Source organism: Paenibacillus sp. J22P218 (assembly GCF_056269195.1).
Genome location: NZ_JBWDNL010000002.1, coordinates 1,027,293 through 1,042,674 on the forward strand (window position 1 = coordinate 1,027,293; position 15,382 = coordinate 1,042,674).

Below are 15,382 nucleotides of genomic sequence, written 5' to 3' on the forward strand. Positions count from 1 at the left end.
CCGCTTGGTATAATAAAAGTCTATTGTTCACGCTACTCGGAGAATGGTTCACATTGCCATTGTCCCGCATTGCCCATGAGGAGGCTCGAAATGTCAACCTATACCCCGATGATTCAACAATATCTTGCTGTTAAGGAGCAAGCGAAGGATGCGTTTTTATTTTTTCGCTTAGGCGACTTTTACGAAATGTTTTTCGACGATGCGATTAACGCATCGCGGGAATTGGAAATAACGTTAACCGGCCGCGAAGGCGGCACGGATCAAAAAATACCGATGTGCGGCGTTCCCCATCATTCCGCGGAAAACTACATAAGCAGGCTGGTCGAGAAAGGGTATAAGGTAGCGGTTTGCGAGCAAGTCGAGGACCCTGCGGTTGCCAAAGGCGTTGTGCGGCGTGAGATTGTTCGGATTATTACGCCGGGAACCGTTATGGAGACGAAGTCGCTGGAGGGCAAGTCGAATAACTTTATCGTTGCCGTCGTGCAGTCGGGCGGAATGCTTGGCTTGTCCGCATGCGACTTGTCAACGGGCGAACTATACGTAACCTCTGTACCCGATCAGCTTGAAGCGCTTATCGACGAAATTAACGTATATCAACCAGCCGAGATTGTCGGCGATGCCGTCTTGATGGACAAGCTGCAAGGCGCGGCGGTATGGAATCGCCAATTGCTGCTAACGGCTCGCGAACCGATGGAGCAGGACAAGCTGCAGCAGCAATTCAAGTCTGGTGAGCTGGACAGTCTCTCGCAAGCGCGATTACTAGCTATCAGCGTCCTAACAGGATACCTTGACGAGACCCAGAAGCGCTCGTTAGGCCATGTTCAGAAGATCAGCTCCTACGAGCCGAACCAATATATGATTTTGGATCATTACACCCGCCGCAATCTAGAGCTTACGGAGACGGTGCGAGACCGCGCAAAGAAAGGGTCGCTTCTCTGGCTGCTGGACCGCACGCAGACTTCGATGGGCGCTCGGATGCTTCGCAGATGGATCGATAAGCCGCTTCTAAGCAAGTCGGCTATCGATGCCAGGCTGGATGCAGTGGAGGAGCTCTATCGCAATTTGATTCTAAGGGAAGATATTCGCACTGAACTGCAGCCGATCTACGACCTTGAACGACTTGTCGGCAGAGTGGCGTTCGGCAGCGCGAACGGCCGCGATCTCAATGCGCTTAAGAGCTCGTTGCGCCGCATACCGGGATTAGCCGCATTATGCGATCAATCCGGTTCTAAGGTGCTGCGCGAGCTCGTCGCAGGCGTAGACGATTGCGGCGATTTGGCAGATATGATCGATACGGTTGTGGTTGAAGATCCGCCTGTAACGATTCGTGAAGGCGGCCTTATCCGTGCCGGCTACGACGACTACTTGGATCAATTGCGCGAAGCGAGCACGAACGGAAAGCGCTGGCTGGCTGAGCTGGAGCGTCAGGAACGTGAAGCTACTGGCATCAAGACGCTGAAGATCGGCTACAACAAAGTTTTCGGTTACTTCCTTGAGGTGTCCAAAGCGAATCTCGCCATGCTGCCGGAAGGACGTTATGAGCGGAAGCAAACGCTTGCCAATGCCGAGCGCTTCGTGACGCCGGAGCTTAAGGAGAAGGAACGTCTGATTCTCGAAGCCGAGGACAAAATGGTCGATTTGGAATACGAGAAGTTCATCGAGCTTCGCGACCATCTTTCTTTGCATCTGCACCGGCTTCAACGTGCGGCTGCGATTATCGCAGAGATTGACGCTTATCAATCGCTGGCTCATGTGAGCGCGGAGCGTCGATACGCAAGGCCGCAAATTAACGAGGCTTATGACCTACAGATCGAAGACGGCCGCCATCCCGTTGTAGAAGCGATGATGGACGGTACGCCTTTTATATCGAACGGCACATCGCTGCGCAAGGAGCAGCAATGGATGCTTCTCATTACCGGTCCGAATATGGCCGGCAAAAGCACGTATATGCGCCAAGTTGCGCTTATCTGCATTATGGCCCAGATCGGCTGCTTCGTCCCTGCCAAGTCTGCGGTTATTCCGCTTATCGACCGGATCTTCACCCGAATCGGGGCGGCTGACGACTTAATCGGCGGTCAAAGCACGTTCATGGTCGAGATGAAGGACATTCAGATTATGACCGAGAAAGCGTCGGCAAGCAGCCTTGTCATCATTGACGAGCTTGGTCGCGGCACTTCTACAGGTGAAGGCATGGCTATCGCACAAGCGGTTATCGAGTATGTGCATCATCATCTCGGCTGTAAAGCGTTAGTCTCGACGCATTTCCATGAGCTTGCGCATTTGGAGGATTCGTTGCCGGCGCTTGCGAACGCGCGTATGGCGGTTGAGGAGAGCGGCGACAACGTCACCTTCCTCCGCAAGCTTATATCCGGAGCGGCGAGCACGAGTTACGGTATTTATTGCGCGCAGCTTGCTGGGTTGCCGCAGTCCATTATCGGCCGCGCCTATGAGCTGCTAGATGATACGGAGCATTCGGTACCTCCGACACCAATACCTGCTGCTGGCAAGCCAGTACCATCAATCGAAGCAATGGCCGAATCTGCTGCCGCTTACGAACCGGCTGTCGTTTCGCCAGTTACGACAGACGTCGTACAGCTGTCAATCTTCGACGAGCCTCCGCCAGCGGCTAAGCGCAAAGCGAGCCCGAAGGCGGAGCAGCTTGCCGAGCAGCTGCGCAAGCTGGATTTATTCAACTTAACGCCCATGCAAGCCATGCAATGGCTGAATGATATGAAGAGCAAGCTGAACGACTAATCGCGAAGCGAAGGGAGGTCAACCTGCGTTATGGGAAAAATCAAAATACTGGATGAGCAGCTTGCCAACCAAATCGCTGCCGGCGAAGTTGTTGAACGGCCTGCTGCCGTCATCAAAGAGCTTGTCGAAAACGCCATTGATGCGGGCAGCACGACGGTCGATATCACGATCGAAGAGGGCGGCCTCACCTTAATGCGTGTCGTTGATAACGGTTATGGTATAGAGGCATCCGACATCTTGACCGCTTTTCAACGCCACGCGACCAGCAAAATATCAACGAGCAGCGATTTGTTCAAAATCGCCAGTCTCGGTTTTCGTGGCGAGGCGCTGCCAAGTATCGCGGCGGTATCGCGTTTATCTTGCACGTCAGCCGATACCGACACGGGGCTTGCTAGACAAATCGTCATAGAGGGCGGCAATATTACCGTCAACGAACCGGCCAATGCGCCGCAAGGCACCGATATGATCGTTCGGGATTTATTTTACAACACGCCTGCACGGCTCAAATATATGAAAGCGATCCAAACCGAGTTAGGTCATATTTCCGACTATGTGAATCGGATCGCATTAGCTCATCCGGGTATCGCCTTTACGTTCAAGCATAATGGCAGCACGCTGCTGCAGACCGTTGGCACAGGCGACAGACTGCAAGTCATAGCGGCTATATACGGTACGAATACGGCCAAGGCGATGCTCGCGGTAGAGGCGGAAAGCTCCGATTACGAGCTTCGAGGCTATATCTCCAAGCCGGAGCTGACGAGAGCGAACCGCAACGGTATTACAGCCATTGTGAACGGCCGTTATATTCGAAGTCATGCCATAAATCAAGCGTTACTGCAGGCTTATCATACGCTGCTGCCGATCAACCGTTATCCGCTTGCCGTTATTGAGCTGGGAATGCATCCAAGCTTACTTGATGTGAACGTTCATCCATCCAAGATGGAGGTTCGGTTCAGTAAGGAGGCCGAGCTGCGCACCCTGCTAGAAGAGGCTGTTCGCAAGGTGCTTGGCAAGCAGCGTTACATTCCCGGTCCTGACGCCGGTAAGCAGGAGCGCTCCAAGCCGCTGTTCGTGCAGGATACGATCTCGTTCCATCGGTCCGAGGAGCAGGTATCGACATCGCTGCCGTCCATTGCCGAGATCGCGGCATCAAGCCAGCGTGAGACCAAATCGGCATATGCCAGCCCGAATCGAATTGAAATTCCCGCGTGGCCTAGACCGCAATCGACGTCTGTATCGCGATCGAACCCAAGCCCGAGCGCGTATTCTGCCCCATATTCGGCAAGCGCGGATAAAGAATATGTACCGCCTGATGCAACGAACCGGCTTTATTCGCCCCAAAATATTGATAAGCAAACGAATACTATCATTCGGGAACAAACAGCGCCATGGCATGAGCCGCCGCCGGTTGTCGAGGCTTCCGAACCGGCTATTGAACAGGAGCAGATTGAAAGTCAGAAGCCTGCTTTTCCTGAGCTGCACTGGATTGGACAGCATCATGGTACGTACATTGTTGCGCAAGCGGAGGACGGGCTGTATCTGATTGATCAGCATGCGGCGCATGAGCGAATTAATTACGAATATTATTACCGCAAGTTCGGCAATCCCGAAGCGGCAAGTCAGCAATTGCTCGTTCCGCTGACGCTGGAGTTCACGCCGGGCGAGGCTTCGCAGTTGCGCGAGCAGCTTCATCTATTCGCGGAAGCAGGGGTAGAGGTAGAGCCTTTCGGCTCACAAACCTTCCTTGTTCGCTCCTATCCGGAGTGGATGCCTAGCGGCGAAGAGAAAGCGATCATCGAGGAAATGGCCGAGCTGCTCATGGCGGAGCGAAAGTCGATCGATATCGCAAAGCTTCGCGAGAAGGCGGCAATTATGTGTTCCTGTAAGGCATCGATCAAAGCCAATGATCGGATGAACCGCGAAGAAGGCGATGCCCTGCTCAGTCGTCTTGGCGCATGTGAGCAGCCTTATACTTGTCCGCACGGGCGACCCATTATCGTGCATCTGTCTACTTATCAGCTGGAAAAAATGTTCAAACGGGTGATGTCATGATTGTCACGACAGCGCCTAAGCCATCTGATCGAGCAGCAGCGCAGGCGCAGCGGCTTGCGTTAGAGTTATCGGCGAAGTATATGCTTCGCAGCAATCTAACGGTTCGCAAGCTGGTCGAGCTGAGCAGCGATGGCAGGCTCATCGTTGTAACGGAGAATGAAGTGCGCTATTATGAGGGGCAAAGCGACTCACCGCTGTACTTCCACCCTAGCATGGCGTTCGTTCGGGTGAAGCGGCTTCGCAAAGGCGAGACTGATCCGCTTATCGAGCTTTCACGCTGCCAAGAGGGCGATTTCGTTGTCGATTGCACAGCGGGTTTCGCCGCCGATTCCCTCGTCTTCTCATACGCCGCAGGAGAGAGTGGAAGCGTAGTCGCAATAGAAAGCGAAGCTGTCCTCTGCGCGATCGTACGGGAAGGCTTAGCCGCTTACCGTACGACATTAGAAGATGTTGATGCGGCGATGCGCCGAATTACGATGATCCGCCAAAATCATTTGGATTATTTGAAGTCTTTGCCGGACCGAAGCGTCGACATTGTTTATTTCGATCCGATGTTCAGACAGCCGATCCACGAGTCCAGTTCGATGGAGCCTCTGCGGATGATTGCCAATATGAATGAGCTGTCCGAGCAGTCGGTTGCAGAAGCGAAGCGTGTTGCGCGCAAGACTGTGCTCATGAAGGAGCATCAAGCGAGTGCGGAATTTGGCAGGCTCGGCTTCGAGCGCCGCCATGTCAATACGTCGAAAATCGCATATGGAGTGATACAGATTGATCAATAACACCAGCGAGAAGGAGAGTAATAACGTAGGAGCAGGCAAGCGGAAGCAGCCTCTGCTCGTATTAATCGGCCCGACCGCAGTCGGCAAAACCCGCACGAGTCTCGATATAGCCAAGGCATGGAATGCCGAGATTATATCTGGCGATTCGATGCAAGTATACCGCGGGATGGATATCGGTACAGCGAAGCTTCCGCTCGAAGAAAGGGAAGGCATCCCTCACCATTTGATTGACATTTGCGAGCCCGATTATGCGTATTCGGTTGCCGACTTTCAGACGGAAGCTGTCAAGTGCATAGAGGATATTGCAAGCAGAGGCAAGCTGCCCTTCATCGTTGGCGGCACAGGCTTATACGTGGAGTCGGTCTGTTATCAATATCAGTTCGCCGAGATGGGATCAGATGAGCCATTCCGCCGCGAGATGGAGCTGTTCGCACTGGAGCAAGGTGCCGAGGCGCTTCATGAACGGCTTCGATCGGTCGATCCGCAGACGGCTGATCGGCTCCATCCGAACGATCAGCGGAGAGTCATTCGCGCCCTAGAGGTGTTCCATCTGACGGGACAAACCTTCAGCGAGCAACAAGCGGGGCAAGTGAAAGAGTCCCCTTATGAGCTATGTATCGTTGGGCTTACGCTTGACCGGGCAGAGCTGTACAGCAGAATCGAGCAGCGCGTGGATCTCATGATTGAGCAAGGGCTGGTTGCGGAGGTAGAGTCTCTATTAAATGAGCATCATTTGCCTGCAGGTACGGTATCGATGCAAGGTTTGGGTTACAAGGAAATCGCAGAGTATTTACAGGGTGAATGTACGTTAGAAGCGGCTGTAGAGCGCCTTAAGAGGGACACTAGAAGGTTCGCTAAGCGCCAGCTATCGTGGTTTAGACATATGAAAGACATTCATTGGATCGATATGGGGGAAAATTTTCACAACAATTTGACCTCGATTCATGATATAATAGCAGGAAAGCTTCAAGTCAATCTTGAATATACTTCTAATCAATCTCTTTAAGACGGGGGTAACGTCCAATGAACAAATCAATCAATATTCAAGATACTTTCCTAAACCAACTTCGCAAAGACAGTATACCGGTCACGGTTTTTTTGATGAATGGATTCCAAATTCGGGGCGTTATTAAAGCATTCGATAACTTTACAATCATTATTGACAGCGAAGGCCGTCAACAAATGGTTTATAAGCATGCGATATCGACGTTCACCCCGCAGCGCAACGTATCGCTCATGCAGCAGGATCAAAGCGGCTCTGACGCTTAAGACTCGGCAGTATGTGAAACTTTCTTATTAGGTGTCACGTTTAATTAGATAGCGGCATGCAAGAGCAACCCGCTCGAAGCTGGGTTGCTCTTTTCATTTCGTGGGAAGTATAAAAAACAGAGACAGCATACGGATGGCAGGAGGGGAATCAGCAATGGCTGAACAACCACGAAGAAAAACGGCAACAAAAAAAGGGAAAAAGAATAAAATATCAGGTCGTAAATTGTTTTTTGGATTATTTTTTACAGTCGTAATCGCAATCGTTTGCGGGATTATTGGGTATTTGTTCATTATTTTGAACGGCGAACGATTGTTGGATGAAAATGGAAGCAAGCTCGATTTCGGTGAAGCTTCCATCATTTATGATCAGAACGACAAAGAAATCGCAAGGCTGTACGATCCGGTGCAGACTCGCGACGTAGCGGAATTCTCTGAAATTCCTGAGTTATTGTTTGATGCAATTGTAGCGACGGAGGATCAGCGCTTCTTCGAGCATTCGGGAATCGACTTCTTCGCGATCGGACGGGCCGTTGTGAAGGACGTCATCGCTCGCAGCGCTGTAGAAGGCGGCAGTACGATTACGCAGCAGCTAGCCAAAAACGTGTTCCTGAGCGCGGACAAAACGTTCTTCCGTAAAGCGACGGAAGCATCGATCGCGGTTGCGCTCGAGCAGCAAATGTCCAAACAGGAAATTTTGACGATGTATTTGAACCGAATCTTCTTCGGCGGAAGGATATACGGAGTCAAGCGCGCTTCGGAATATTACTTTGATAAGGATGTTAAAGACTTGGAGCTTTGGGAGGCTGCAACGCTTGCAGCTATGCCGAAGGCGCCTAACAGTTACAATCCGATCAAGCACCCAATTAATTCGAAGGAGCGCAGAGCCGTCGTTCTTAAGCTGATGTACGATCAGAAGTATATTACGCTGGATCAGATGGAGGAAGCTAAGGCCGTAGATTACGTGCCTCCTAAGAAGGTCGAACAAGACCAGCAGGACGTTTATCAGGCTTATGTCGATTACGTTGTTGAAGAAGCGATGGAGAAAACGAAGCTGTCGGAGGAAGAACTTCGGATTGGCGGATATCAAATCTATACGTCTCTTAACCAGCAAGCGCAGAAGTCCGTTGACAAGGCTTTCAACAACGACGACAACTTTGAGCAAAGTCCCGATGAACAGATCTCCCAAGCGGCGATGATCATTATGGATCATCGCGACGGCACGATTCAGGCGATGGCCGGCGGACGCGACTATGTGATTAAGGGAACGAACCGCGTCGTAGCGAAACGCCAAAGCGGTTCGACGATCAAGCCGATCTCGGTATATGGGCCAGCGATAGCTACAGGCAAGTATTTCCCCTGGACAGAGCTTAAGAATGACAAGAAATGTTTCGGCAGCAATTATTGTCCGAGAGACAAGTGGGGACCTGTTCCTGTTACGATGAAGCAGGCGATGAAGGACTCCCGCAACCTGGCGGCTGTATGGACACTGAACGAGATTGGCATAAAGCGCGGCATTTCTTATGCGGAGAAGTTCGGGCTGGAAGTGACGGAAGACAATAACAATCTTGCCATTGCGCTTGGAACGATCGAAGCTACACCGCTTCAGATGGCAACCGCATATAGCGTATTTGCCAATGGCGGCAAGTCTGTCGATCCCCATACGATTCGGAAGATCGAAGGCGGGAAACAAGCTTCTTACACGTATAAAGCTCCTGCAGTCAAGCAATTGATTTCGGAACAGGAAGCATGGTATATGACCGAAATGCTGCAAGCCGTTGTCGAGAAAGGCGGCTCCGGTGTGAAAGCGAACTTCGGACGGGCGCTTGCAGGCAAGACCGGAACGACGCAACACGGTATTCCGGCAAGCGAAGGCTATAAGGGCAACGGTATACGCGACGCTTGGTTCGTCGGCTATACGCCGGAGTGGACAGCGGCGGTATGGATGGGATACGATAAAACAAATGCGACGCATGTCTTGGAGAAGGGAAGCCCGCAGGCGGCTGCTTTCTTCGCTAAGGTGATGGAACCGGCAATGAAAGGCATGTCCAGTTCCAGCTTCAATCAACCGGGAGGCGTGAAGGACGAGAAGCCGCCAGTGGGCATTCAGAACTTCAACGCGGTTTACTTGCCGGAAGAAGCGAAGGTTTATCTTACTTGGGATCAGCCAGAGGAAGAGGGCATGACGTACAAGGTGTACCGCAAGGAAGCTTCGGAAACGGAGTTTATCCATTTCGTTGATTCAGTAAATACGAGTGTCGACGATATGAGCGTTTTCCCGGGCATGACGTACGAGTATTACGTGACGTCGTACGATGCCGAATCGGATCAGGAAGGTACGCCATCGGCTAAAGTATCGGTAGCCATTCCTGAAACGGAAATCGAAATTCCTGATATTCCGATGGAGCCAACGCCAACCGATGATATCGATCCAGGCAATGGAAATAACGGCGGCAACGGTGACGGCGGCACGAACTTGCCGGGAGAACCAACACAACAGCCAGGCAATCCGGATGAAGGAACCGGTGAGCCTACCCCTACCCCAGATTCAGGTGACGGCGGTCAGAATGGCGGCCAAGGTAATAGCAATACGCTTGGAAATACAGGGGAGGACGGGAATACGGCAGAAACGGGTGGGTTGTAATGAGGTTAGGAATGAAAGCCAGCTTTGCCGGTTTGATTGTTTTGCTCGCCGCGGCTCTGACATTGTCAGCCTGCGGCGGGAAATCGAACGGCAAGGATGGCGACCATGCACAGAAGACGATGAGCTGGGACAAGATGCCCGAGATGTCCATTGATCTCAATAAAGAGTACTCAGCTACATTTGTAACAAGCAAAGGCGAGTTCACTGTTAAGCTTTTCGCCAACGAAGCGCCTGTAACGGTTAATAATTTTATTTTTTTAGCCAAAGAACAGTTCTACGACGGACTTAGCTTTCATCGCATTATTGAATCCTACATGATCTTGGCAGGCGATCCGAAAGGTGACGGAACGGGAACGCCGGGCTACACCATTCCCGATGAGCTGGACACGGATTTGAATTACGAGCCTGGCGTGCTTGCAATGATGAATGCCAGCGCTCCTAACACCGGGGGCAGTCAATTTTTTATTTGCACGGGCGATGACGCCGCTAACTTGAACAAAGCACCGAACTATTCGATCTTTGGCAAGGTTGAGAGCGGGATGGATATTGTACAAGCCATTGCGAAATCGCCTGTCAAGGATAACAAACCGGTGGAAACGATACTCATCGAATCGATCACCATTCAAGAATCATAGCAGTTTGCGGAATCGTCGTCCTTTGTGGACGGCGATTTTCGTTTTTTAAATTGAAAGCTTGGTTTATTTTCATAGTCTGCTGGAGAAGAGCGTTAAGATATGGTAATCTTTTTTTATAGTGTAAATTCATTGTTGATGGTCGTATGGTGCGCGCAAGATGGATCATGAGAAAAGAGGAGCATTCGCATTCGTTTGCGGGCTTTTCCCAAATGAACGGAAAGGTACGTTCCGCATGAAGAGAAAATTTTCTGACCGGGCCAACTGGAGGCGCATTTTGCGCAAGAGCTATTCATGCCTAGCGCTGGATGGCGATGAGTTCAAGGGCCTTGTAACGTTTTACCGCATACACGAGCTGCGCGAGCCGCTGTGGAAAGAGTATAACGGCCGTCGTTATTGCTTAGCGGATCGCGGGTATTTGTGGATGCAGCACTTTCCCAAGGGCGAACATTTCGTCGTAACGACGATGTTCGATGATAAGGGCCGAGTCGTGCAATGGTATATCGACGTATGCAAGACGCAAGGATTGACCGATCAACAAGTACCGTGGTTCGATGACCTCTATTTGGACGTCGTTGTCCTGCCAAGCGGAGAGGTTTTCCTCATGGATGAGGATGAGCTGGAGGACGCACATAAATCCGGCGATGTGAACAACAAGGATGTTGCGCTTGCGCGCAAGACGGCAGGACGCTTGCTGTCGAGCATCCGCAACGGCAGGTTCCGGTATTTCACGCTGAGCCTCAAGCATCGGAAGAGCTTGATGGAGCGTGCCGGAGAGCTAAGTGAATCATGAGGGCAGCTGCACAGAAGAAGAGCAGACCACGCAAACGAACGAACAAGTTTCGGCCGTGGCTGCTCTTGTTTCGTTTGTCCGCGTGGCTGTTAGTCGCTTTGGTTCTATGGTGCGGTTATTTGTTATGGTTAATAAATAACCACGTTAACGATAACTTGGCAGAAGCAGATGCCGGTATTGTGCTAGGCGCTGCGATGTGGGGAGATGCTCCGAGTCCCGCGCTTCGTGAAAGGCTCGAGTACGCTTACCGTTTGTATGCAGAGGGTAAGGTGGATTTTCTAATATTATCGGGCGGCCATGACGCGAACGGTGCAGTGAAGTCAGAGGCTGAAGGTATGCGGGACTATCTTTTGGCAAAAGGTATAACAAGCGACAAGCTGTTGCTAGAGGACAAGTCGCACAGTACGTATGAAAACTTGCGCAATAGCCAAGCTATTGCAAATGACCATAACTATTCCAGCGTCATCATTATTACGCATGATTATCATGCGGCCAGAGCGGCTTCAATCGCCAAACACTTGAAGTTCGCCGATGCGCAGGTTGCGGGTACGAAGTCTGAAGTGCTGAACCCGGTCTATAACGAATCGCGCGAAGTGCTCGCTTTTACGAAATGGAAGCTCGATTCGATACTGTTGCTGTTCGGATTTCGTTCACCTGATCCGATGCTGTAAATCTGCTAATATGCGCAGCCAAGCTAGAATAAGCTTGTAGTGCGGGCAGACGCTGCCATAAGGCGATGGCCGTTTCACCTTGCACCTGAAAGGATTGGTGATGCGACAGATGAACGGACATGTTGTAACGGGCACGAGCAGCGGATCTACTAGACCGTCTCGCCAAATTAACGTTGTACTTCGAGGGCAGGAGCCTGTTCAAGGAGCGGCAGCAGCGCAAGTCTACGAGCCGGAGCCGCAGCTGGCGGTCAAGCCGCTGCCTAGCGTGGATCACTTTGCCGATATTCAGAAAGAGCTTGAACCAATGGTCGGTATGGATAACGTCAAATCGTTAGTATACGAGATATACGCGCTCCTATATGTGAGCAGAATGCGCTCTGAGGCGGGCTTATTCGGTGGCTCTCATGTGTACCATATGATTTTTAAAGGCAATCCCGGTACCGGCAAGACGACAATCGCCCGCATCGTGGCAAAGCTCCTGCAGAAGATGGGCGTGCTGACGAAAGGCCATTTGATCGAGGTTGAGCGTGCCGACCTGGTAGGCGAATATATCGGCCATACGGCACAGAAGACGCGTGATCTCGTACGTAAGGCGATTGGCGGCGTTCTGTTTATCGATGAGGCGTATAGTCTTGCGCGAGGCGGGGAGAAGGATTTTGGCAAGGAAGCGATTGATACCTTGGTGAAGGCGATGGAAGACCATCGGAATCAATTCGTCCTTATACTCGCCGGCTATCCGGCTGAGATCGAGAACTTCCTGTTAACGAATCCCGGCTTGCCGTCACGCTTCCCGATCCAGATCGAATTTCCCGACTATACGATCGATCAACTCGTTCAGATAGCCGAAATGATGGCTAAGGATCGGGATTATGTGATGCAGCCTCAGTCAATCTTCAAGCTCCGCCAGCATCTCATGCAAGAGAAGCTGAATGCCATGTTTTCGTTCAGCAACGCGAGATATGTGCGCAATACGATCGAGAAGGCGATTCGCTATCAGGCGGTGCGGCTTCTTAGTCAATATGCCAACTCTATTCCCGGCAAGCAGGAATTAATGACTATACGACCAGAGGATCTGAGATGGGAGACGAAAGCGTAAGCGACGATTCCCAAGAGGAGCACGATATGAGCGAAAAAACCTATGATACGAACACCGGCTTGCATGAAAAAGCGATCCTAATCACGCTCGTCACCTCAGAAGGCAAACGATCCGGCGGCGATCCGGAGCATTCCTTGCAGGAGCTCATCCAATTGGCGGAGACAGCTGGCGTAGAAGTGCTGACGACGATTAAACAAAATAAAGATAGTGCCGATTCCAGATGGTTTATCGGCAAAGGCAAAGTGCAAGAGGTAAAGGCGGCCGCAGAAGAGCTTGGGGCTACTACCGCCATCTTCGACCAAGAGCTGTCCGGCGCTCAGGTGCGGAATCTCGAAGAGTCGCTCGACCTCAAGATCGTAGACCGTACGCAGCTTATTCTTGATATTTTCGCCGGACGGGCGAAGACCAGAGAAGGCATCATTCAAGTGGAGCTGGCGCAGCTCAGTTATTTGTTGCCTCGTTTGTCCGGCCATGGCCGCAATCTGTCGAGACTAGGCGGAGGCATTGGCACGCGTGGACCAGGTGAATCCAAGCTGGAGATGGATCGCAGGCATATTCGGGGACGAATCGCAGATCTGAAGGCGCAGCTGGAGGAAGTCGTGCGCCATCGCAAACTGCACCGCGAGCGTCGCAAGAAGGCTGGCGTAACGCAATTAGCCCTCGTCGGTTATACGAACGCAGGCAAGTCGACTTTGTTGCGAGAGCTAACGAATGCGGATGTCTACGTCGAGAATCAGCTGTTCGCAACTCTCGATCCGACATCGCGTATACTTGGTCTGCCGAATGGGCGAGAGGTTATATTGACCGACACGGTAGGTTTTATTCAGAACTTGCCGCATGATCTTGTTGCTGCGTTCCGTGCTACATTGGAGGAGGTCAATGAAGCTGATCTCGTCCTGCATGTAATCGACAGCAACTCGCCTATGCGTGATGAGCAGATTGCTGTCGTTGATCGTATACTAGAGGAGCTGGGCTCTGCTGGCAAGCCGCAGATTAGATTGTATAACAAAAGAGATCTGTATCTTGCAGATAATAACAATATTATTCATGCTCTGCCGCGTACATCCGGCGATAATATTGTAATAAGCGCCTATGAGGCAGATGATCTTGCGCTGCTGCGGCAGGCAATCCAAGATAAGCTGACGGGCGATACGCTAGTCTTCGTATTACCCGCTGAGCGAGGGGATTTGATTGCTCTTGCTTACCGTAGCGGCGAGGTTGTGGATAAGCAGGTTGGGGAAGACAGCTTAAGTCTGACTGTTCAAGTAAGCAGACAGCAATACTCGCTTCACGGACAGCCGTTGAAGGCGTATGTGAAGTAACGAAAATTAGGTTGTAAGTGGAAGAGGAGAAGATAGCAGTGGTTCAAGAGCATCAGGATGAACAAAAAGTTTGGAAGCAGCTTGAAGAGCTTGCGGAGGCGGCGGAGCTTAACGCGAATTCCGCCTTTCGCCGAATCGAGCGCATAGCTGAGCAAAATCAGTGGAAAGTTATTCAAGCCTTCCAGCGCCATAAAGTGAGCGATTTTCATTTCAACGGATCGACCGGATATGGTTATAACGATCGCGGCAGGGAAGTGCTTGATCTTGTCTACGCCGATGTGCTAGGCGCCGAAGCAGCGCTGGTACGACCTCACTTTGTATCGGGCACGCATACGATAAGCTGTGCCTTATTCGGAGTGCTTCGGCCTGGCGATGAGTTGCTTTATGTTACGGGCAAGCCTTATGATACGCTGCACAAAGTCATTGGCAAGCCGGGAGACGGCAAGGGCTCGCTGCAGGATTGGGGAGTCATCTATAATGAGGTGGCGCTGCTAGAGGATGGCGGGCTGGATTGGCCGGCGATTGAAGCGGCGATCAAGCCCGAGACGAAAGTAATCGGTATACAGCGCTCGCGCGGATATAGCTGGCGAGCTTCTTTTACGGTGTCCGAAATAGGGGATATCGTTAGCCGAGTAAAAGCGCTTAAGAGCGACCTGCTCGTATTTGTCGATAACTGTTATGGCGAATTTACCGATCTGCTGGAACCGACCCAAGTCGGCGTTGATCTGATGGCAGGCTCGCTAATCAAAAATCCCGGCGGAGGACTGGCCGAGACCGGCGGATATATTGCGGGTACGGCAGCAGCCGTAGAAGCTGCTTCATTCCGGTTAACTGCCCCGGGTATTGGAGGGGAAGTGGGAGCAACGTTAAGCACGCTGCGTCCTATGTATCAAGGTTTATTCCTTGCGCCCCATTTGGTCGGACAAGCTGTTAAGGGCAGTGTTCTTGCGGCAGCTTTATTCGAAGAACTTGGCTTCGAGACGAAACCTCGCTGGGACGAACCGCGTACCGATCTGATCCAAGCGGTTCGATTCGGACAAGCTGAGCATTTGATCTCATTCGTTCAGGGTATTCAACAAGCAGCGGCAGTCGACTCGCATGTCGTGCCAGAGCCTTGGGATATGCCGGGCTACGAGAATGCCGTCATCATGGCGGCCGGTACATTCATTCAAGGCGGCAGTTTGGAGTTATCCGCAGACGCTCCGATACGTGACCCGTATATTGCCTACATGCAGGGTGGACTTACTTATGCCCATGCCAAATACGGCGTTTTAACCGCATTGAAACAGCTTGTTTCGAAAGGGTTAATTGTGATTAAACCTTACATAACTTGACACGTTTCGGGTGCAACGTTAAAATGAACATATAAAAGA

12 protein-coding genes are annotated in these 15,382 nt (G+C 51.6%); all 12 read left to right on the top strand.

All coding sequences use genetic code 11. From position 1 onward, the window contains the following. The first annotated feature begins 90 nt into the window (after positions 1 to 90). The 12 genes from mutS to AC0YN0_RS13745 all read left to right on the top strand — a co-directional run bounded on the left by mutS (position 91) and on the right by AC0YN0_RS13745 (position 15,343). Positions 91 to 2,754 (top strand): DNA mismatch repair protein MutS, encoded by a 2,664-nt coding sequence (gene mutS / locus AC0YN0_RS13690; protein ID WP_475821704.1) that lies wholly within the window; start codon positions 91 to 93, stop codon positions 2,752 to 2,754. A 30-nt stretch (positions 2,755 to 2,784) separates the two neighbouring features. Further along, positions 2,785 to 4,806 (top strand): DNA mismatch repair endonuclease MutL, encoded by a 2,022-nt coding sequence (gene mutL, locus AC0YN0_RS13695; RefSeq protein WP_475821705.1) that lies wholly within the window; start codon positions 2,785 to 2,787, stop codon positions 4,804 to 4,806. After that, positions 4,803 to 5,585 (top strand): class I SAM-dependent methyltransferase, encoded by a 783-nt coding sequence (locus AC0YN0_RS13700; protein WP_475821706.1) that lies wholly within the window; start codon positions 4,803 to 4,805, stop codon positions 5,583 to 5,585. The genes mutL and AC0YN0_RS13700 overlap by 4 nt, the downstream gene beginning before the upstream one ends. Next, positions 5,575 to 6,591, top strand: a complete 1,017-nt coding sequence (miaA, locus tag AC0YN0_RS13705) for a tRNA (adenosine(37)-N6)-dimethylallyltransferase MiaA (RefSeq protein ID WP_475821707.1) — start codon at positions 5,575 to 5,577, stop codon at positions 6,589 to 6,591. The genes AC0YN0_RS13700 and miaA overlap by 11 nt, the downstream gene beginning before the upstream one ends. Before the next feature lie 17 nt (positions 6,592 to 6,608). Next, a complete protein-coding gene (gene hfq / locus AC0YN0_RS13710; protein WP_307201349.1) occupies positions 6,609 to 6,854 on the top strand; it encodes an RNA chaperone Hfq in 246 nt (81 codons plus the stop codon). A 154-nt stretch (positions 6,855 to 7,008) separates the two neighbouring features. After that, complete coding sequence (locus AC0YN0_RS13715) at positions 7,009 to 9,495, top strand: transglycosylase domain-containing protein (protein ID WP_475821708.1); 2,487 nt, start codon at positions 7,009 to 7,011, stop codon at positions 9,493 to 9,495. An 11-nt stretch (positions 9,496 to 9,506) separates the two neighbouring features. After that, a complete protein-coding gene (locus AC0YN0_RS13720) occupies positions 9,507 to 10,130 on the top strand; it encodes a peptidylprolyl isomerase (RefSeq protein ID WP_475821709.1) in 624 nt (207 codons plus the stop codon). A 232-nt stretch (positions 10,131 to 10,362) separates the two neighbouring features. Further along, positions 10,363 to 10,920 carry a ribonuclease FAU-1 family protein gene (locus tag AC0YN0_RS13725; RefSeq protein WP_337101429.1) on the top strand — a complete coding sequence of 186 codons (558 nt, stop codon included), beginning with the start codon at positions 10,363 to 10,365 and terminating at the stop codon, positions 10,918 to 10,920. After that, positions 10,917 to 11,591, top strand: coding sequence for a YdcF family protein (locus AC0YN0_RS13730; RefSeq protein ID WP_475821710.1), 675 nt, complete (start codon positions 10,917 to 10,919; stop codon positions 11,589 to 11,591). Before AC0YN0_RS13725 ends, AC0YN0_RS13730 begins: the two co-directional genes overlap by 4 nt. Before the next feature lie 109 nt (positions 11,592 to 11,700). Continuing rightward, positions 11,701 to 12,687 (top strand): AAA family ATPase, encoded by a 987-nt coding sequence (locus tag AC0YN0_RS13735; RefSeq protein WP_475821711.1) that lies wholly within the window; start codon positions 11,701 to 11,703, stop codon positions 12,685 to 12,687. Between the two features lie 26 nt (positions 12,688 to 12,713). Continuing rightward, positions 12,714 to 14,009: a GTPase HflX gene (gene hflX, locus AC0YN0_RS13740; RefSeq protein ID WP_475821908.1), complete on the top strand. Its 1,296-nt coding sequence runs from the start codon at positions 12,714 to 12,716 to the stop codon at positions 14,007 to 14,009. A 38-nt stretch (positions 14,010 to 14,047) separates the two neighbouring features. Next, positions 14,048 to 15,343, top strand: coding sequence for a methionine gamma-lyase family protein (locus AC0YN0_RS13745; protein ID WP_475821712.1), 1,296 nt, complete (start codon positions 14,048 to 14,050; stop codon positions 15,341 to 15,343). The last annotated feature ends 39 nt before the right edge of the window (positions 15,344 to 15,382 follow it).

Bases quoted from the DNA above. Each gene is read 5' to 3' on its own strand.
- mutS (WP_475821704.1), top strand. From the start codon at position 91: ATGTCAACCTATACCCCGATGATTCAACAATATCTTGCTGTTAAGGAG.
- mutL (WP_475821705.1), top strand. From the start codon at position 2,785: ATGGGAAAAATCAAAATACTGGATGAGCAGCTTGCCAACCAAATCGCT.
- AC0YN0_RS13700 (WP_475821706.1), top strand. From the start codon at position 4,803: ATGATTGTCACGACAGCGCCTAAGCCATCTGATCGAGCAGCAGCGCAG.
- hfq (WP_307201349.1), top strand. From the start codon at position 6,609: ATGAACAAATCAATCAATATTCAAGATACTTTCCTAAACCAACTTCGC.
- AC0YN0_RS13715 (WP_475821708.1), top strand. From the start codon at position 7,009: ATGGCTGAACAACCACGAAGAAAAACGGCAACAAAAAAAGGGAAAAAG.
- AC0YN0_RS13720 (WP_475821709.1), top strand. From the start codon at position 9,507: ATGAAAGCCAGCTTTGCCGGTTTGATTGTTTTGCTCGCCGCGGCTCTG.
- AC0YN0_RS13725 (WP_337101429.1), top strand. From the start codon at position 10,363: ATGAAGAGAAAATTTTCTGACCGGGCCAACTGGAGGCGCATTTTGCGC.
- AC0YN0_RS13730 (WP_475821710.1), top strand. From the start codon at position 10,917: ATGAGGGCAGCTGCACAGAAGAAGAGCAGACCACGCAAACGAACGAAC.
- AC0YN0_RS13735 (WP_475821711.1), top strand. From the start codon at position 11,701: ATGAACGGACATGTTGTAACGGGCACGAGCAGCGGATCTACTAGACCG.
- hflX (WP_475821908.1), top strand. From the start codon at position 12,714: ATGAGCGAAAAAACCTATGATACGAACACCGGCTTGCATGAAAAAGCG.